Origin of the sequence: Paenibacillus sp. FSL E2-0201, from assembly GCF_037963325.1 — a bacterium.
Taxonomy (GTDB): Bacteria; Bacillota; Bacilli; order Paenibacillales; family Paenibacillaceae; genus Paenibacillus_AQ.
The window spans coordinates 663396-682775 of the sequence record NZ_CP150154.1 but is presented as its reverse complement, the minus strand read 5'-3'; the positions used below and the strand labels follow the sequence as shown (position 1 = coordinate 682775).

Below are 19380 nucleotides of genomic sequence, written 5' to 3'. Positions count from 1 at the left end.
ATGAAGTGCACCCCTTAGAATAGACATTGGAAAAAACCCCTGGTTTATCCGATGAAATTCTAGGGGGTGCATTTTTATGGCGATTAAAGGACAGAAGTTTAAAAATTACTCAGATGAGATTAAAAAAGAGGCCATTCGTTTACATGTGGAGGAAAGATGGACTTATCGGAAAATTACGGAGCATTTTGAGATACAAGATCAAGGACGGGTAAAGAGATGGATGAAGAAATACCGAGAGCTAGGGGAATTTGGGCTACTAGATCAACGGGGGCGTCGTATTGAATATATCGATCAAGATAGGTATGTTCAAAAGCTCAAACGGGAAAATGAAATGCTAAAAAAGTGTTTGGAAATCTGGATGCAGGAGGTGAAACGCACAAATATAGAGTCATTGAGAACGCTGCAAAAGAGTATGCCGTTAGCAACCTGTGTAAACTCTTTAGGGTCTCTAGAAGTGGATACTACGCTTTCATGAAGCGCAAAGGAACAGATCGGGATCAGGAAGCAAAGGCGCTCATTCAGAAGGTCTATGAAAGGTATGAAGGAGTCTACGGTTATCGCCAAATTCAATTGTTCTTGCTACAAGACCACGGGGTTTGGATGAATCATAAGAAGGTACTCAGAATTATGCAGGATTTAGGCATTCGTTCGAGGATCCGCCGAAAACATCGTTGTAATTATGCTACTTCTGAAGGAGACCGTGTGGCGAAAAATATTTTGAAACGGGATTTCAAAGCGGATGCTCCCAACCAAAAATGGGTGACAGACATTACGCAATATCGTGTAGGCGAAAAGTGGCTCTATCTTTCTGCGATTAAAGATTTATTCAATAACGAAATTATCGCTTATCAAATGAGCGCTAGGAACGACAACGAACTGGTTCTCCGGACCTTTGAGCAGGCGTGGAGTCAGCAAAAAGACGTGACTGGACTGATCGTTCACAGCGATCAGGGATTCCAATACACGTCTCATGCATACCACGACATGCTGCCAAAGGTTGGGGCCCGAATCAGCATGTCTCGCCGAGGCAATTGTTATGACAACGCCTCTATGGAGAGCTTCTTCTCGCATCTCAAAACGGAAGGACTCTATCCTTATGATATCCGAAATATGGATGAGGCACAAAGGAAAATTGAAGATTACATTCGATTTTATAACCAACATCGGCCACAACGAAGGTTAAATAAGCTGCCTCCGGTAGAGTACCGGAAACAGCTTATTGCCTAGGGTCTTTTTTCAGTGTCTATAAAATGGGGGCTTGACCAATTATTAAGCTGGTTGTTTATTTAATAGAGTTATGATTCTAGCGTTTCAAATTAATAGTATTTTGCTGCAGTATACTTACTTGAAGCCTTAATAAAATCCGTATTCTTCTTACTCTTCGCTGCCGATGCATCTACCGTGGTATCAATAGTAACCCATTTCCCATCCATCAATACTTCATTCCATGCATGGTATTGCGTAACGTAGCTAGTATTCCCCATCACCAATTTAGCAGGCACATCTACACTACGCAGCATTGCGGCAAAAAGAGAAGCATAGTCATAGCAGATTCCTTTTTTAGTATTCAAAGTGTTGTTAATGTTCGGAATGTAATCTGTTGTTACGTTATTAGCAAGAGAATAATCATATTGTACATTAGCAACTACATAGTTATAAATTGCCTTAACTTTTTCTTCATCTGTTGTTTTACCTTTTGTAAGCTCTTTAGCCTTAACGATTGCTTTATCAGAAGAACTCCATTTCACATTCTGTACGGAGCCCAAATATACGGAATTTGAGTCGTTCATAGTTAAATCTACTACTTCAGAATAGAGAGCCTTATATTTATTACCTGTTGTATTCTCAAGAACAGAAACTTTATAAGTCCCATTCCCTTGTTGCAAAGGGAAGTCCTCAGCTTGTCCAGAAGCATATAAATTGTATGTATAGCTACTGTTATCTTTTGTGATCATCAGCTTAACTCTTTTATCTTTTGGAATATCGTAGTTAATACCGATTACACCTTGAGCCAATTTGGATGTATTCAACCAGTTTGAATCTGCGCTTGCAGCTTGAGCTGTGCTTACTGGAACCGAAGTAATCAGCACGAACAGCGCCACCATCATAAAATAAACCTTTTTCACGGATAAAACTCCTTTCGGTAGCTGGCTGCCATCCTTTCGGGAAGGCCCTTTAGCTTTGCGTCCCTACCTTTCGATAGGTTTGCCGTTATCGTATAAGCTCTATCTGTTCTAATTTCACTAGACAAATTAACAGAATAAGTCCAAGTAGAAATATGAATCTTAGATTCTTATATATTTCATAAAAACAAAAAAAGCCTCTTCATTCGGTAACTGGCTGCCATCCTTACGGGAAGGCCCTTTAGCTTTGCGTCCCTACCTTTCGATAGGTTTGCCGTTTATCGTGTTTAGCTTTTATAGTCTTATACTACCATATTTATCCTCGTAAACAAGAACAAAATTGCTAGTTTTACTATTATTTTATAGTTATCTCTCTGTATTTCAGTTCTCTTGTCATTTCTCATCAACTATTAGGTAAGCTTAGCATGAACAATCAAACGATGTGTAGGATCTACTAGTGGATCACACGTAATTAGAGTAAGAATCTTATCCTTGTTATTCCCGTCAAGAACAGACACATCACTGGGAAGTACAACAGAAATATCATAAACCTCGTAATTATATACCTGATCGCTCGTTTTTACCGTGATTACATCCCCAACCACAACTTCATTCAATCTGTTAAACAATCTGCCCGTAGTTCTAGCTCTATGAGCAGCTATTGCGGCGTTCCCGATTTCTCCAAGCGGGGCCGTTTCTTTCATATGGGCCGCAGCATGCTTCATATTTGCTTTTGTTGCTCCTTCTAATACTGGCAGCTTCAGATCAATCTTAGCAATCTCTATTAATGCGATAACTTTGCCGCCCACTTCAATCTCCGGTTCTGGCTTTTCTGTTTCTTGAGGCTGTGCCTGTGCATCTAGAACGGATTCCTCTGCTAGTAGCTGAGTGACCTCGGCATATCTACTCTTCAGATCAGGTGGTGGAGTGCTTTCGATGGTGCTCAGTTCAGCCGTTTCTAATAGCTTCTCCTGCTGCCAGTCGTTATACCATTCGTTAGCTTTTGGATAAAGCATGATAAGGATCCCAGCCAGTATGAGCACATACGAGAATTTACGCATGATTTTCACCTCCGTGGATTGGTTCTACTGCACTTTAGAATACCCATTTACGACTTCCGAAGAAGTTAATGATCACCGTCACAAACGTTACTAATACCTTAGAGATCAACACTTGAACGCCTAGTTTGTCAGTCAACAGATGCATTAGCAACAGCGATATTCCGAGCACTACCAGATTCAGTATGATAAACTTCAGCAACTGAGCCTTATCAAAGCCCTCTTTACTGCCACGATTGTGATCCTTGAAGGTAACTTTTTTATTCAAAATAAAGCTGTTCGCTGTCCCTGCACTATAAGAAATCACCTGTGCCAACGCATATACCATTCCAAGTGAGTTCAGTAATGTGAAGATTACGAAATCAATTAGGGTATTCACCAAACCTACGGCATTAAATTTAAGAAACTGTATAAATGCAGCGCGTAAGTTCTTATCTGACATTATTGTAGTCCTTCCGGCGATCCACTTGTTCCTCGTTAGGATATCCTTTGGTCTCACTTACAATATATAGCGGTCTATCCTTAGACTCGTCATAAATCCGTCCAATATACTCTCCGATTACACCTAACAGCATTAGAACGATACCATTAAAGAGCAAATTGACGCCTACAATGGAAGCCCAACCTGGAACCGTCCATGATGTGAAGAAGATTCTTTGAAATAAGACGAAGAATAAATAGAGAAAGCTAGAAAAGGATAGGAAAAATCCAACATACGTAGCAATCTTAAGTGGTTTATGGGAAAAGGAAGTGATACCATCTAGCGCAAAACGAATCATTTTCTTGAGCGGATACTTGGTTTCACCTGCATAACGTTCTTCCCGCTCATACTCCACCATCGTCTGCTTAAAGCCGACCCAGCTTACCAACCCTCTGACATACCGATTTTTTTCCTTGAGCCCCCGTAAGACATCACATACTTTACGATCAATAAGACGGAAATCGCCTGTATCCGTAGGAATGTCCACACTTGTCATGCTGCTGAGCAGCCGATAAAACAGCTTCGCCGTTACCTTCTTGAACATCGTCTCCCCACGGCGCTTCAGCCGCTTCGCATACACAACATCATAGCCCTCTTTCCACTTCTCGATCATTTGCAAAATGACCTCAGGCGGATCTTGAAGGTCAGCGTCAATAACAACGACCGCTTGACCTTCTGCATAGTCCATGCCAGCTGTAATCGCTACCTGATGTCCGAAATTACGCGAGAAGTCAATTAGCTTGACGCATTCATCTCGATCACTGATCTCCCGAATCATCTGGGCTGAACGATCACGACTTCCGTCATTAACGAAGACTAGCTCATAAGTATCGCCGCATTCGTCCATTACTTTTTTCAAACGTTCGTAAGTAACGCTAATTACTTGCTCCTCATTGAACATGGGTACAATTACACTATATCTGGCTTTCACCTTTATTCCTCCTACAAGCTTTATGGAGCGTTACATCTTCCTATTCTTCCTAATAACGCTGTAAGCATAAACTTATTGTTATAGATTCTTTTTTAAAGCTTAGAAAACCCAAGAAGGGAACCAACGCAGCATGTTCTTCACGTAATCACCGCTAACCTGCATCCCTGATAGGACTGGGTAGAACGCGACAAAGAGCAGTAACGCAACAGCCACATAAGCATAACGAACGTAACGAGCCTCAGGAAATTTACTATCTAGTAACTTCATTATATATACAATACCAAGAATCATAAAAGGTACCATAGCAAAATAATGGTAGATAAAGGTTTCTCTCGGGACAAGCATCCACGGAACATATTGTGAGAAAAAGGCGATCCAGATCATGTACAGGTTTTTATCTTTGCGTTTCAGCGTAATCCACAGCGTTGCTAGCATTGCAAAAATACCCGTCCACCAGATAAGCGGATTCCCCATAGTCACTATACTGCTGACCTGACCTTCCGGCAATCCTTCACTGCCACTGAAGAACCAGACAGGTCTCTTCATAAACGGCCATTGCCACCAGGAGGATGCAAAAGGATGTGTAGCTACAAGCTGACTGTGGTAGTTGTACATATTCTTTTGAGAATCAATCAAACCTTTAATAGTAAAGCCCTCTGCAGATGCAGATAAACCCGGAACAAAAGATAAACTATAAATAATGACCGGAATGATTACGAAGAATGCAACACAACTAGCTAAAGTAATGATGGTATTCTTCCAGAACGAATTTACAGCTTCACGACAGGTACCTAACAGTTCCTTGTCTTTGATCTTCCCTTCCGCGAGCAACCGCCCCGAAGCTTGGTACTCTCTGTAACGCTCGAAAAGCGAGATAGCTAGCATAATGGCCAGTCCGGCTCCTCCGTACAGTACAATCCACTTGGAGGCGACACCAATTCCGAAGAATAAACCTGACCAGAATAACGGAATCAAAGTTTTTCTTAAAGGTTGCCTGAAGAAATTCATAGTGTAATACCGCTGCATGAAATAAAACATCAGCATGATGAAGAATACTCCGTATACATCGATCGTAGAGATTCTTGTTTGCGTGAAATGCATGAAGTCCAGTGCGAACAATCCTGCCGCAAGTGCTGCGTATTTACTCTTTTTAAACAGACGCAGTGCCATCACATAAATGAGAGGCAGCATGGCAATCCCGAACAATGTTCCAATAATACGCCAACCGAATGGATTGACTCCGAACAATTCCATCCCTACTGCGATCAACAGTTTGCCGAGTGGTGGATGCGTGTTTTCGTAAGGCACAATCCCATGTGTATATTCATAAGCTGTCCGCGCATGGTAGATCTCGTCAAAATAAGTGCTGTTCATAAAGTTAGAATATTCTGGGATGATTGACTGCTCATCAAAAAGATTGGCAGGCTCTCCTCTTTTAGCGACTGCATTAGCATCCGGAGTTACACCGGCAATGGGAAGAGGGACTCTTTCTCCCCCCTGCTCATAAAATGCCATTTCATTTAAAGTGAAGCCCGGAGAGGTGACGGTAAACTTCACGTATCTTGCTGCAACGTTCAAAGGTTGGCTTTTCCAGATGAAGACATTGCCAACGTCCTCATTTACATCTAGAGGATTGCTCCAGACATCAGGAGTTTCACTGAACTCAAACTTAAACTTACCGGTACCTACGCCACCGAATATATTCACACGTTCTAATTGTTTACTCTGCCCTAGATCTACATAGAAGCTTTCACCGCTAGCAGCAGGCTCCCACAATGTTTCCGGAGATTTAGTAGATCCAAGATTGTATAAAGCAATCGCCGCGTAAACGGCAGTAATAGCAAGTATACATATCCAATCTATACGCTTAAACTTCATCGTTCAATCTCCCTCCTCTCTGTTGCGGTTTTATTTGCTTGACGATTTTAAGATCTTCTTCGTATTTTTCTTCAAGAGTTGGTGGTGCTGGAAGAGGTTGTACTCCCCCGCGAACATACACATCGTAACCGATGTAGAGCATGTATAGAAGTAAGGTTAGGTTAGCTATAGACGTGACCAGTACGATTCCATCTGCACCTGGGTTTACACCTGCATTTAGATGGGTCAACGTATAAGCTACATTGATATACTGCGTTAAGCTGAATCCAAGGAATAAGGATAGAAAACGGCGATCCCGACTTGCTATATAAGTGAACATACAGAGAATAACAGCAGGGAACATATAACGTTCATGCATTTTGGTGCCAAGCACAAAGACCACTACAATGAGCGCCATACCGATAAAATAGGATTTGGATAGATCTAAGCGATCCTTTTTAAAGGAGAAAAACGCTGCTACAGCCACTGCCACTAAAATAAATATGAAGCCCCATACACGGTAAGTGATGCCCAGCCAGGTTAGGTCAAGGGATGACCACATGGGGTCAGTCAGTGCATATAAATTAAATGCATTCACTGAAGAATAAGGATAGGAAGATAAAGTACTCTTATACAGATTAATAAGGCCAACTAAACCACCGTTATTCCAGAAAAATGGTGCCGCGAGCAATCCGAATATCCCTAATCCGTACAAAGCTCCAAATCCAAGCTGCTTCCAAGCGCGGTGATGATAGAAAGCAAACATCAATACCGGTGTAAAGATTAACGCTTGTGGTTTAATTAAAGTTGCTAATGCAAACATAATCGCGGATTGAACAAACTTTTTGTTCGCAGCCCCATGAATACTGAGCAACAGGAAAATCAAAAAGAACGAATCTGCTTGTCCCCACGCCGCTGAATTAACAAGCACCGCCGGATTAAATAGGAATAATAGCGTTAAGCCAAAAGCGATCCCCGTGCCAAGTTTTTTGCGAGACATTTGATATATGAAGTAACCCAGCACCAAATCAGAAATAATCGCCGGTAGTTTGAACAGCAAATTCTCTCCGCCCGAGCCATGCGCAAAGCCAAATACACCGCGAATAAGACTAAGCAGGGACAAAATGTACAAATAACCAGGTGGATAATCAGCAAAATACCCTTCTTCATAAAACTTACCTGGACCTAAATCAACCATACGCTGGCCCCAAGCTATAAAGGTATTCATATCATTCTGGTAGCCTTGAGCAGTAAGACCGATCCAAACCCTTAGTATAAAGGCAATCCCGATGGCAATGCTCAGCCATTTGGAATAGACATTCTCAGGTTGCTTCATAAGCTTCTCACTGCGGAATACCTTGGTATAAAGCACTGCAAAAAACACACTGAAAAGCGCTGAAATCAGCAGCATCTTAGTTGGAGATACTTTATGTGGGGTGTCTGCTTTTTTATCACCAGCATCCTGGCTAACAGCTGCACTATCTAGTGAAATGACGTTGGCTCCTTCGGGAGCAGCGTCTAATTTCTCTACAGACAAATCATCAAAATAAGCCTTACCTTGAATTAAGCTAGAGTAGCCTCCCAAACTTGCACCTATGCCGAATTCCTTCTGCTTAGGTCCTGTCTGACCTATGTATTCAAGATACTGCCACTCCCCTGCCGTATCCGTTACGCTGGGATAACCCCCACCTACTCCAACAGCAAGTATATTGGCACCCATTCCCTCGCCTGCGGTACTTACTACTTTGATCCATCCAGAGATTTTATAATAACTATCCGGTGTTGCTTTAATCGTCTGCACCCATTTCAAATGATTGGGTTCGATATTCTCAATGACTGCTGCTTTACTACCGGAATGAACCTCGTCCGATTGGATGGAAAGTATGCCGGAGTTGTCTCCTGAAATCCACATATCCTTAGTCCAGTTAGAAGGAGCATCCTCTCCCCCCTCCTCAAAGCCAGGGTTCTGCAATAGATTCCCCTCTGCATAAATGCTTGTTACAGGAAGCAAAAACAATAACAGCATCAATACAGTCATTGCGGCCGTACGTGTACTCTTGATCATCGTTCCAACCTCACCTCGTCCTATATTCTTAGTCCAGACTTTACTGCTCTATAAATCGCCGCCCGTGATCACTACCGTATAATTAGCAAATCTCTTAATCTTGTAGTTCTCACTCAGAGCAGGAATAGTATCACCGTTCCAATAAATATAAGCAGCATTCTCTCCCGGAACTATCATCGGACTCCCTAACACGAACACATATCTTCCAAAAGTATATACTTTCTGAAAGGCTGCTCCCGGATTAGTATACTTGACCGTTGCCAAGAAATCATTCGGATTGATTTTCTCATAAAAAAGTGCATAAATATAGGGCATATTAACCTTATCTGTAATATAAACCTTTCCTTCACTCTCTTCCGACGCATACTGTATGGCCTCGCCGATTGAATTATAGAAGGCTGGTCCGACTCTGTCCGGAAAATCATTAAAGTATGCGCTGCAAAATAACACAAAGCACAAGCAGAACCCTGCTATAGAAACAACCCCAAGCCCTTTAATCTTCTGTCTTACCCACATAAATCCTGCAACAAGCAGTAAAATGATTGGGTAAAAAATAACGTTAATACGGTTAATATTCACATTCGTCACGCAAGCCATCAGCACAGAAACTAATAACCAGATCAGAATGATAGCCTGTCCCCGTCCTTCATGTTCGCGCTTGGGTAGTGCTTTTAGCATTACAACAAGACCAATAAGGACAAAAGGAAGCGCAATGGGATACGCATATCCGTAAGGTGAGATCGAATTCCATAGCAGACCATCATTTCCACTAATCATAAGCTTAATAAATTCTCGAAAATGACCTGCTGCGGTATGAAATAAGTCTCCGCTGAATACGGATGATACCTGCTCCATACGTGGTGTAGTCAATCTAGGGATCGTAAACAACGGAGTTTCTATACTCTGCAGCTTCAAGCGATTAATCATCACAAATAGCAATATAGGCAGAGCTATAATTATAAACAATATTCCGTTCCATAGAATCGCCCGAAGTTTCAGGGCTCTTATATAGAATAGAAGAATCGCAGTGGCTAAAGCAAACACCGGAACAAAAAAATACGCCGTTCCATAAGCATAAAGTGAGAGCCCTAATAGAATAGTATAGGCATAGGACCATCTAGGGTTTTTGAGTGTTTTCAATAAAAAATAAACGGAAAACAGGATCAGAGTAGGAAACAAATTGGACTCTAGAGCCCATCTAGACATCATAATATGCCAAGGATTAATCGCGATAAAGAACATCGCTGCATTACCTGCTGCTCTGAAAGTAAATAACTGTTTAGCCACAAGATAGAACACAATCATGCCAAGCAGTCCCATAATTAGACTGACAGCCCTCACAGACATAGGTGTTAACCCAAACAACCAAATAAAAGGCATGGATAAGTACGCGTAGAGCGCATTTTGCCCGCTTCCCCAAGCAATCAAATGGACCGGCAGATGAACACCGTTCCGGTCTATCCCATAATGAAGAATTGAATAAGCGTCATACCCTATTGAAGCCTCATCCTGATTTAAACCTGGAGGTATAGAACCTATGTAAAGAATACGAATTACCGCTCCTAATAAGAATAACAAGAGTGGCCATGGATTTTTTTTAATATATAAATATGCTCCATTTAACCTACTAGCCAACATGCATCACCTCTTCAACAATATAATCTATATCTTAGATGATGAAAAGGCATGAACAATGACTACCCTTTTCCGTAAAAAAACAAATAAAGAATAAAAAAAACAGCCCCTTCAATAATGAAGGAGCTCTAGATGAATATCAGAAATGCTATATATTTATGCTAGCCTTCACTACCTAGGAATACATAACGGAGAATAATTAGGATCGCAAGCACCCACATCATCCAGTGAATATCGTATTTCTTCTTACCTGCTAGGTTAGCAACAGAAGCAAGGATTACATAAGTTACGATACCAAAGGAAATACCGTTAGCAATATTATAAGTGAATGGCATGATAACAAGCGTTAGGAACGCTGGAATCGCAACAACCATATCTTGAAAATCAATTTGACGGATGGATTGTGCCATCAGCACACCTACGACGATCAGTGCTGCAGCTGTAGCAGATCCAGGGATAAGAGCAACTACTGGTGCAAGGAACAATGCAAGCAAGAAACATACACCCGTTGTTACGGCTGTCAGACCTGTACGTCCACCCTCAGCAACACCTGCTGCGCTTTCTACAAATGCAGTAGTAGTAGAAGTACCCAGTGCGGCACCACCTGCTACAGCAACTGCATCAACAAACATTGCATTACCTACACGTCTATTACCTTCTTCAGGGTTATCCATAATACCTGCGCGTTGAGCCGTACCTACAAGCGTACCAAATGTATCAAACAACTCTACAAAGGTGAAAGTTGCGATTGCCGAAACGATACCTGTGTGCAGGATACCATCCCAGTCAAACTGGAAGAAGTTCAATTGTGTGAAGTCAGGAACCCAAGGTGTTGCCGGACTGGACAATGCGCTGAAATCAACTACGCCCATCAACATACCAGCGACAGTTGTTCCCAAGATACCGAACAAAATCGCACCTTTAACGTTCAGTACCATCAAGATGGAGATTAGAAGAAGTCCGATAATGACCAATTGGACATTGGAATTCTCTAGGCTACCCATATGAATGATTGTTTCAAAGGAAAGAACGTCGGTGAAAGTGTTAGCAGGAATGTCTTTACCCGCTTCAACACCAATCGTCATCAGTCCACTGTTCTTTAGACCAAGGATCGTGATGAACATCCCGATACCTACTGTAATTGCGTGCTTCAAGCTGTCAGGAATTGCTGTTAGTAAGATCTGCCGTACTCGAGTTACCGTTAGCAAGATAAAGATCAAACCGGAAATAAATACGGCTGTCAGACCCATTTGCCAAGTGAATGGATGCTCTGATGTGGCAGATGATAAAATTACGGAAGCAAAATATGCGTTAAGTCCCATACCCGGTGCCAATGCCACTGGAAAGTTTATGAACACGCCCATTGCGATGGTGAAAATACCTGCTGCCAGCGCCGTCGCTAGAAATACAGAGTACCAGCCCATATCAATACGGCCAAATGCTGTTAAAGTACTCGGATTAACCGACAAGATGTAAGCCATTGCCATGAACGTGGTCAAGCCCGCCATGATTTCTGTACGAACTGTGGTGCCGTTCTCTTTCAACTTGAAAAACCGATTCAAATTGTTCTCCCCCTAAGGTATGTTGTGTCTGACAGCAACAAAAAGCCGGTATCTGATAGACACCGGCTCGAAAAAAAGAGTAGCACCCGTGACCATAGTCCTAAATTCAGGACGATGCGGATTGCTCTGCTCTTCTTAATCGTAGCCAGGTCATTACGGTGACCTCGTAGAAACTTCCAGGCCAATTCCCGGAAATATACGAAAGAATTATGTTGTTGTGCTCTATCATTTTAGGTGGACATCATATAAGTTGTCAATGATAAAAAGCGAACATTTTCGACTTTATTTTTTCCATTGTTCGTAAATCATACATTTCCAAGGTTTTATCCAGTCTCAAATCCCTTCTAGTTGTGCAGCTTATTAACTATCCAATCACGTTTTATATGGTTATATTTACCTATAATTCTAGTTACTGATTTTCAGTGTGCTTATAACTATGCCAAGAATTAGCTAAATGTCCTATCGCTAAACAAACGACTGCAACACTTAGCCAGATGGATCTCCCCCAAATCGCTGCTAATCCAAATGCACATACAGGGAGAACTGCCATCGGGATCGGAATAAATCCTAAAGGGTCCCATAATATTTTGAACTGCCGCCCCTTAACGAGATATCGAATCCAAAGACCATAATAAGCAGCGATCAACATAACAATTAAAGCTGCTATAATGCCGAAGTCTACCTGTTGAAAGTTATCCTTTGAGATCACAAGAATGCTGATACAACCCAATTGCCCTACTCTCTCCAAAATGGTAAAGACTGGTCCAGCATCTCGCACACCAGCTGGAACATTTTCAGGCGGAAACTTAATCATTAGAAAACTAGGGGCAAGTATGATTAATGCGATTAGTGTGCCGAGAAATGAGAATCCCATACGAATTTCTCCCTATGATATTTTTTTCCATTTTATCACATTCATTTAGAACAGCTATATAGTGTCGATCACATGATTTTAAATAAAAAAAACTACAACCCCTTATGTTATAAGGAGTTGCAGGTGATTTATGAGGTTTATCTTAAGCGATTTTGTTAGTCCTAATTAATGATGCATTGAGCTAATAAATGCTAAACCAAAGGGTGTCCAGTCATTCATTACATGCACTATAAACGATGTCCAAATGTTTTTAGTCTTAAGGTACGGATATAACAACACGATTCGAGCAATACCGATACCTATAACAGCTTGAACAATGTTCCAATTAAAAGAAGAAGGAACAAAACTTGCTCAATCATCAATCGATGTACTACACCAATTCGACCAACCACATCAAGCAAAATTTATGGAATCTATATTATCGCAGGTCTTACAATCGACAACCTGAATTTTGAGCACTTTTAGAAAAACCTAGCCTTTCCCAGGTTATGAAAAATAGAATTAATTACACAATCATTATTTCGTTGATATTTGGTTTTTGCAGCCTAGTTACGTAAAAAGTCGAAATCCTGAAATACAGGATTTCGACTTTTCTCTTGATTAGCTCTTAGTAATATTCAGTTTAATATTCGAGAACTGCTGCGGAATGTAAAATTTATTATACATTAACGGATAATCTGGTTCTGTTTTGTCGTAAAGGGTTTCTAGTAGTAAAAAGCACTCGTTCTGACCTATTAATTTTTCCTTCGAATCCGCCAAATTAACGGTATGCGTAAATTTTATTTCAATGTTTCCATGGTTAGCATCTACATAGGCCTGGTTCTCTAAAAAGTTCAGCATTTTCTCTTTATTATCAAGATCCAAGGATAAACTTTCTACCGTTTCCATAGGTATAAAAGTAAATGCATAAGCCAGTAATTCGCCTTCCGTTCTATACAAACGCTCTAAAGCTACAACGGTAGATGAATCTCTTCTTAATACATGTTTGGTATGTTCCGTTTGCGGGTCTATCCGATAATGCAAATCGATTTGGTCAAAAATACTTATATGGCATTTATGCATAGGGTTGCTTAGTCTCTCTAATTGAATATCCTCTTGTTTATAAGAGGATTCAAGTACAAAGTTTCCCTTACCGCGTACATTTCTTACTAATCCATCATCTTGTAAAAGAACTAAAGCTTGTCGTAAAGTCGCACGACTAACCCCTAGTTTTCTTGCTAAATCAGGTTCTGAAGGAAGCTGGCTGCCTGCGAGGTATTCTCCTTTCGAAATTTGAAGAAGAAGCTCATCATATACATTGATATAAAGCGGCCGTTTCAAATTATCTAGTTTGTGTGTATTCATTCATCAGGTGTCCTTTTCTCCTCATTATGACACATCATTTTTCAGGCGACAAGGAATGCCCTCTTCTACTTCATTAACAACGTATAAACCTCCAAAAAAGATTCTTGGAGGTTTATCTGTGATATCAATTAGTTAAGAAATTGCAAGAAAGACTCACCGTGGTCTGGCATATGAACATCAAAATTATCTGCTATCGTCGCACCAATATCAGCAAATGTATCATGCTCAGGTAGCGCACCGCTGTCGCTTAACTGCTTGGAATAGACTAGCACAGGAATAAATTCACGCGTATGGTCTGTTCCAGGGAAGGTTGGATCATTCCCATGATCAGCCGTAATAATTAGCAAATCATCTTCACGGATGGAATCTAGTACTTCGTCTAGTCGCTTATCGAATTCCTCTAATGCTCTTCCATACCCTTCTGGGTCACGACGATGACCGTATAAAGCATCGAAATCAACTAAATTTAAGAAGCTCATTCCAGTAAAATCTTTTTTAATGACATCAAGCAGTTTATCCATACCATCCATATTATCTTTCGTACGAATGGATTCTGTAACTCCCTCACCATCGAAAATATCATTGATTTTACCAATAGCGATGACATCATAGCCTCCGTCTTGCAAGCTATTCATGACGGTTTTCTGAAATGGTTTTAAGGCGTAGTCATGACGATTGGAGGTTCTCGTAAAGTTCCCAGGCTCACCTACATAAGGTCTCGCGATAATACGACCAATTAAATAGGCAGGGTCTTTCGTGATTTCCCGAACCTTTTCACAGATATCATATAACTCTTCTAATGGGATGATTTCTTCATGAGCAGCAATTTGTAAAACCGGGTCAGCAGAGGTATAAACGATCAGATCCCCTGTTTTCATTTGATGCTCGCCATATTCATCAAGAATAGCCGTTCCACTTGCAGGCTTATTCGCTACTACTTTTCGACCAGTTATATCCTCGATCTGTTTAATCAGTTCATCAGGGAATCCATTTGGATACACATTAAAGGGTTGATCAATATTTAAACCCATGATCTCCCAATGCCCTGTCATTGTATCTTTCCCGACAGACTTTTCTTGTAATTTAGTATAATAAGCAAGTGGTTTCTCTGCTTTCGGAACACCCAGGATTTCTTCAATATTGGACAGTCCCAATTTGGCTAGGTTAGGTAGATTTAATCCATTCATATGTTCTGCAATGTGTAATAGAGTATGGGAACCAGCATCGTTAAATTGATCCGCATCTTTTCCTTCTCCAATACCTACTGAATCCATGACGATCAAATGTACACGTTTAAATTTCTTCATTCTACTCTCATCCCTTATCTAGTAATTTGAGTATGCCCCTTTGATTTCCGACCCAATAAAATCCCAAATAAAATGATTGCTATTCCTGCAATGGCTGCAAGAATGACGACGATACTACTATAATTCAATGCTGTTGGTTCTTCTGTTACAAAACGTAAAAATCCGAATTGCAAATCCTTCTTGTCGATTAATAAGGCTGAATAAGTGAATCCCACGGACATCGCGATATTGATACATAGATTATAAAATCCTAATGCAGTCCCCGACTTTTCAGTTGGCACATCTCTAAGACTAATATCGATAAGCGGTGCATATAGAAGTGCAAAGCTGCAAGAAAATATAATAAGAGATACAACAAATACAGCAATGGACAATTCGATAAAGAAGACACCTAGTAGTAAGCTGACAATAATCAAACTAATGGCTAAGTAGACACATTGCTTAGAATTCAACGATTTTCCTATTTTACCTGATAAAGCCCCGACACCCGCCGCTAGTAAACATGCTGGTATGAACAGTAAGGAAACCGTATCCAAATGGATATCATAGACAGAGGTTAACAAGAACGACAATGTGTTCAGTGCATAGGCAGCGTATAGAGAGTTAAGAATAAAGGCCACCATTAACGCAAATAGAAATTGTTTGTTTTTAAAGAAATCAATCGTAATAAAAGCATTCTTATTTTTACTGATGTAGAGTAAGAATACAATGACCGATACCACGAAGAGTATAAAAAGTATCCAATTGAAAGAAGACATATACAGCATGATTGAAGTGGCTATCACTGCGATGATGATGAGCCCTAGAAAATCTACGTTATTTTTCTTGGTTTCTTCTTTGGGCAAATATTTAAGAATAAACGGTAACAGCAACAGACTTAGTAGAGGAATCAGAAACAAGTTCTGCCAGGCTAGATAAGTAGCAACAAACCCACCCGTCAATGTTCCAATAACTGTTGCGATCTGAAAGCTACTTGTACTAAATCCCATATACTTTTTCTGCTCTGCTTCGGTTGCATACTTAGTAATGAATACTAAATACAGAGTTTCCGTTGCCCCTAAACCGGCAGCTTGGATAATTCTCGAAAAAACGATTAACCAATAATTCGTATGTGTAATATAACCAAGTAAAGATCCTACACAGATTAATAAAATACCCACCGTTAATAAATTACGTATACTGATTGAGTCTGATAAAGATGAATAAACAACTGCACCAATTCCAATCACTAAGCCCGCAAGCGTTACTTGCCAGCTTACCGTACTTGCTGAAACCCCAAAATATTCTACCAAATCTGGAGAGATGATCTTAAAAGAGTTATCGATTACAATTGAAAAAATCATTAAAAGCAATATAACCGGAACAACTTTACTTAAATTAACGATCGGTTTATTTCCCACTGAATGATTCATAATATACCTCCAATATCTCATGCTGTAAAAACAAAGGTTGAATGATATCGTTTACATTAGTTGCAATCTGCGTAGCTATGGAAAGCTTCCTTCACTTCACAACTATGGTGAGTGAAGGAAGCTTTTCTGTCCTTTACTTTCACATAGAAGGAGGTCATTTACGCTAATTCTAATGCGATCTCCATCATTTTAGTAAAGGCAGTTTGACGTTCCTCCGGAGTGGTCTTTGCTCCCGTAATAAGATGATCACTCACTGTTAGAATGCATAGCGCATTTACACGTGCTTGGATAGCGTTCCAATAGAGGGCTACAGATTCCATTTCAACGCCCAAAATCCCTACATCTTGCCACTTTTTATTAGCTGTCTGATCCGCATTATAAAATATTTCACTGGATAAAATATTGCCAATATGAACTTTTTGGCCTTTATCATCTGCAATTTTCTTAGCTTTCTCCAAGAGTTCAAAAGAAGCCGTTAGTGGATATTGTCCAGGTAAATTAAATTGATGGCCGTAATTGGAATCCGTTGCAGCTCCCATACCGAAAATAACATCGTATAGCTCAATGTTTTCTTGCATTGCACCACAGGTACCGATTCTGATTAAATTCTTAACTCCAAATACATTAATTAATTCCCAAGAATAAATCCCCATGCTCGCTGGACCCATTCCTGTACCCATTACAGAGATCTTCTTGCCTTTGTAAGTACCGGTATATCCTAACATTCCTCTTACTTCGTTAAAGCACTGGTAATCTTCTAAAAAGGTTTCTGCAATAAACTTAGCTCTTAAAGGGTCTCCAGGTAACAGAATCGATTCAGCAATTTCTACTCCGTTCGGTTTAATATGAGGTGTCTCTTTGGTAGTAGTCATCATTATCATTTGCTCCTTTAGTAGAAAAATATACGTTTTTTTACCTTGTCTATTTTTTAGACAAGTTCAATTTATCATAACTTTTCGACTGATGCAAGCCCTTTCAATAAAACGTATTCATTACAGATTTGTGAAAAATGGAGCCACCAGAACAACCTTTTACTTGATAAATAAAAAAAGCTCTCCTTTATTTGCTAAATAACGCAAATAAAAGAGAGCTTTTCTGAAATCTATGGTTGAACCGGTCCTATTCCCACTCGATTGTTGCAGGTGGTTTCGAAGTAATGTCATACACTACGCGGTTTACGTTCTCCACTTCGTTGACGATACGTACGGAGATTTTCTCAAGAATATCCCAAGGAATACGTGCCCAGTCAGCAGTCATACCATCGATGGAAGTTACTGCACGCACGCCTACTGTATAGGAATAAGTACGAGCATCCCCCATAACACCCACGCTCTTCATGTTAGGCAGGGCAGTGAAGTATTGCCAAATTTCACGGTCTAATCCCGCTTTAGCAATTTCCTCTTGCAGAATGTAGTCAGAGTCGCGAACGATAGTAAGCTTGTCCTCTGTTACTTCACCCAAGACACGAATTGCAAGACCTGGACCAGGGAAAGGTTGGCGCCAAACGATAGCACGTGGCATTCCCAGCTCTTCACCTAGTTTACGAACCTCATCCTTAAACAAGGTATTTAGTGGCTCGATCAAGCTGAATTTCATGTCTTCCGGCAAACCGCCCACATTGTGGTGGGATTTAATCGTTTGTGCCGTAGCTGTTCCGCTCTCAACGATATCTGTATACAGTGTACCTTGTGCAAGGAATGCGAAATCTCCGAGCTTAGCAGACTCTTCGTCGAAGCAGTAGATAAACTCATTACCGATGATTTTACGTTTTTGTTCAGGATCTTCAACACCTGCAAGCTTGCTCATGAAGCGTTCGCGTGCATCGATTTTCACGACATGAATATCGAATTTGCCTACGAAGGTCTCCATAACGCTTTCGGCTTCACCTTTACGCAAAAGACCATGATCAATAAACATACAAGTCAATTGGTCACCGATAGCACGGTGAATAAGCATTGCAACTACGGAAGAATCTACGCCACCGCTAAGTGCGCAGAGTACTTTCTTGTCTCCAACTTGGTTACGGATATCTTGGATGGCTTCGTCAATAAACGATTCCATTGTCCATTTGCCGTCGCAACCGCAAATTTGATACAAGAAGTTCGAAATCATCTCATTACCATGAACTGAGTGGCGAACTTCTGGATGGAATTGAACGGCGAACAATTTACGTTCATCATTACTCATTGCCGCGATTGGAGCACTTTCAGTTCCTGCATCCAGCTTGAATCCTGTTGGAAGTTCAACCACATGGTCACCATGGCTCATCCATACCGTTTGGCGGCTCTCTAGCCCAGCCACTAATGCAGTACCTTCTTCAAAGTCAATGTCAGCTTTACCGTATTCACGTTTAGCGGAGCGTTCCACTTTACCGTCAAGCTGGTGAGCCATTAGTTGCATACCATAGCAAATACCGAAAATTGGTACTCCTAAATCATAGATTGCTGGGTCCACATGTGGAGCATCTTCAGCATATACACTGCTAGGACCGCCAGAGAAGACAATCCCTTTAGGTGCAAGTGCTTTGATCTTGTCTACTGGCGTATTGTACGGCAAAAGTTCGCTGTATACTCCTAGATCCCGAATTCTGCGCGCGATAAGTTGGTTGTATTGTCCCCCGAAATCGAGAACGACGATAATTTCATTTGGCTTATTCATTACGAGCCTCCCTTGATTATTGGATTCATTATACTCATGGTTAATTCTCATCGTCAAGGAAAGGAGAACACAC

Annotated in this window: 16 protein-coding genes and 3 riboswitches; of the genes, 2 read left to right on the top strand and 14 right to left on the bottom strand. The window is 40.8% G+C overall.

Annotated features, from left to right (window positions below; translation table 11 throughout):
* The first annotated feature begins 76 nt into the window (after positions 1-76).
* Complete coding sequence (locus NSU15_RS03100) at positions 77-475, top strand: helix-turn-helix domain-containing protein (RefSeq protein WP_042123336.1); 399 nt, start codon at positions 77-79, stop codon at positions 473-475.
* Complete coding sequence (locus NSU15_RS03095; RefSeq protein ID WP_339291227.1) at positions 391-1227, top strand: IS3 family transposase; 837 nt, start codon at positions 391-393, stop codon at positions 1225-1227. Before NSU15_RS03100 ends, NSU15_RS03095 begins: the two co-directional genes overlap by 85 nt.
* 89 nt (positions 1228-1316) lie before the next feature.
* Here NSU15_RS03095 and NSU15_RS03090 read toward each other — a convergent pair whose 3' ends face one another.
* The 14 genes from NSU15_RS03090 to guaA all read right to left on the bottom strand — a co-directional run bounded on the left by NSU15_RS03090 (position 1317) and on the right by guaA (position 19307).
* A complete protein-coding gene (locus NSU15_RS03090) occupies positions 1317-2126 on the bottom strand; it encodes a transglutaminase-like domain-containing protein (RefSeq protein WP_081389696.1) in 810 nt (269 codons plus the stop codon).
* A gap of 13 nt (positions 2127-2139) precedes the next feature.
* A riboswitch (cyclic di-GMP riboswitch) is annotated at positions 2140-2220 on the bottom strand.
* A 108-nt stretch (positions 2221-2328) separates the two neighbouring features.
* Positions 2329-2409, bottom strand: a riboswitch (cyclic di-GMP riboswitch).
* Positions 2410-2533: 124 nt separating this feature from the next.
* Entirely contained in the window at positions 2534-3184 is a 651-nt protein-coding gene (locus NSU15_RS03085; protein WP_042124008.1) for a class D sortase, read from the bottom strand.
* Between the two features lie 34 nt (positions 3185-3218).
* Positions 3219-3623 (bottom strand): GtrA family protein, encoded by a 405-nt coding sequence (locus tag NSU15_RS03080; protein ID WP_076116867.1) that lies wholly within the window; start codon positions 3621-3623, stop codon positions 3219-3221.
* On the bottom strand, positions 3613-4593 hold the full coding sequence (locus NSU15_RS03075; protein WP_076116865.1) for a glycosyltransferase family 2 protein: 981 nt from the start codon (positions 4591-4593) through the stop codon (positions 3613-3615). Before NSU15_RS03075 ends, NSU15_RS03080 begins: the two co-directional genes overlap by 11 nt.
* A 99-nt stretch (positions 4594-4692) precedes the next feature.
* Entirely contained in the window at positions 4693-6471 is a 1779-nt protein-coding gene (locus tag NSU15_RS03070; RefSeq protein ID WP_339289098.1) for a phospholipid carrier-dependent glycosyltransferase, read from the bottom strand.
* Positions 6461-8515 carry a glycosyltransferase 87 family protein gene (locus NSU15_RS03065; protein WP_339289096.1) on the bottom strand — a complete coding sequence of 685 codons (2055 nt, stop codon included), beginning with the start codon at positions 8513-8515 and terminating at the stop codon, positions 6461-6463. The genes NSU15_RS03070 and NSU15_RS03065 overlap by 11 nt, the downstream gene beginning before the upstream one ends.
* Positions 8516-8563: 48 nt before the next feature.
* Complete coding sequence (locus tag NSU15_RS03060) at positions 8564-10153, bottom strand: glycosyltransferase family 39 protein (protein ID WP_339289094.1); 1590 nt, start codon at positions 10151-10153, stop codon at positions 8564-8566.
* 158 nt (positions 10154-10311) lie between these two features.
* A complete protein-coding gene (locus NSU15_RS03055; protein ID WP_042123999.1) occupies positions 10312-11712 on the bottom strand; it encodes an NCS2 family permease in 1401 nt (466 codons plus the stop codon).
* A 122-nt stretch (positions 11713-11834) separates the two neighbouring features.
* Positions 11835-11934: riboswitch (purine riboswitch) on the bottom strand.
* 187 nt (positions 11935-12121) lie between these two features.
* A complete protein-coding gene (locus tag NSU15_RS03050) occupies positions 12122-12586 on the bottom strand; it encodes a hypothetical protein (RefSeq protein ID WP_042123997.1) in 465 nt (154 codons plus the stop codon).
* A gap of 600 nt (positions 12587-13186) precedes the next feature.
* The gene (locus tag NSU15_RS03045) at positions 13187-13930 is read right to left on the bottom strand and encodes a GntR family transcriptional regulator (protein WP_339289092.1); all 744 of its coding nucleotides are present in this window, start codon (positions 13928-13930) and stop codon (positions 13187-13189) included.
* Positions 13931-14058: 128 nt separating this feature from the next.
* Positions 14059-15237: a phosphopentomutase gene (deoB, locus tag NSU15_RS03040; protein ID WP_339289091.1), complete on the bottom strand. Its 1179-nt coding sequence runs from the start codon at positions 15235-15237 to the stop codon at positions 14059-14061.
* 14 nt (positions 15238-15251) lie between these two features.
* A complete protein-coding gene (locus NSU15_RS03035) occupies positions 15252-16649 on the bottom strand; it encodes an MFS transporter (protein WP_339289090.1) in 1398 nt (465 codons plus the stop codon).
* Between the two features lie 158 nt (positions 16650-16807).
* Complete coding sequence (gene deoD / locus NSU15_RS03030; RefSeq protein ID WP_042123989.1) at positions 16808-17524, bottom strand: purine-nucleoside phosphorylase; 717 nt, start codon at positions 17522-17524, stop codon at positions 16808-16810.
* A gap of 244 nt (positions 17525-17768) precedes the next feature.
* Complete coding sequence (gene guaA, locus NSU15_RS03025) at positions 17769-19307, bottom strand: glutamine-hydrolyzing GMP synthase (protein ID WP_042123987.1); 1539 nt, start codon at positions 19305-19307, stop codon at positions 17769-17771.
* Between the last annotated feature and the right edge of the window lie 73 nt (positions 19308-19380).

Bases quoted from the DNA above. Each gene is read 5' to 3' on its own strand.
- NSU15_RS03070 (WP_339289098.1), bottom strand. From the start codon at position 6,471: ATGAAGTTTAAGCGTATAGATTGGATATGTATACTTGCTATTACTGCC.
- deoB (WP_339289091.1), bottom strand. From the start codon at position 15,237: ATGAAGAAATTTAAACGTGTACATTTGATCGTCATGGATTCAGTAGGT.
- NSU15_RS03085 (WP_042124008.1), bottom strand. From the start codon at position 3,184: ATGCGTAAATTCTCGTATGTGCTCATACTGGCTGGGATCCTTATCATG.
- NSU15_RS03060 (WP_339289094.1), bottom strand. From the start codon at position 10,153: ATGTTGGCTAGTAGGTTAAATGGAGCATATTTATATATTAAAAAAAAT.
- NSU15_RS03065 (WP_339289096.1), bottom strand. From the start codon at position 8,515: ATGATCAAGAGTACACGTACGGCCGCAATGACTGTATTGATGCTGTTA.
- NSU15_RS03035 (WP_339289090.1), bottom strand. From the start codon at position 16,649: ATGAATCATTCAGTGGGAAATAAACCGATCGTTAATTTAAGTAAAGTT.
- NSU15_RS03080 (WP_076116867.1), bottom strand. From the start codon at position 3,623: ATGTCAGATAAGAACTTACGCGCTGCATTTATACAGTTTCTTAAATTT.
- NSU15_RS03050 (WP_042123997.1), bottom strand. From the start codon at position 12,586: ATGGGATTCTCATTTCTCGGCACACTAATCGCATTAATCATACTTGCC.
- NSU15_RS03045 (WP_339289092.1), bottom strand. From the start codon at position 13,930: ATGAATACACACAAACTAGATAATTTGAAACGGCCGCTTTATATCAAT.
- deoD (WP_042123989.1), bottom strand. From the start codon at position 17,524: ATGATGACTACTACCAAAGAGACACCTCATATTAAACCGAACGGAGTA.
- guaA (WP_042123987.1), bottom strand. From the start codon at position 19,307: ATGAATAAGCCAAATGAAATTATCGTCGTTCTCGATTTCGGGGGACAA.
- NSU15_RS03100 (WP_042123336.1), top strand. From the start codon at position 77: ATGGCGATTAAAGGACAGAAGTTTAAAAATTACTCAGATGAGATTAAA.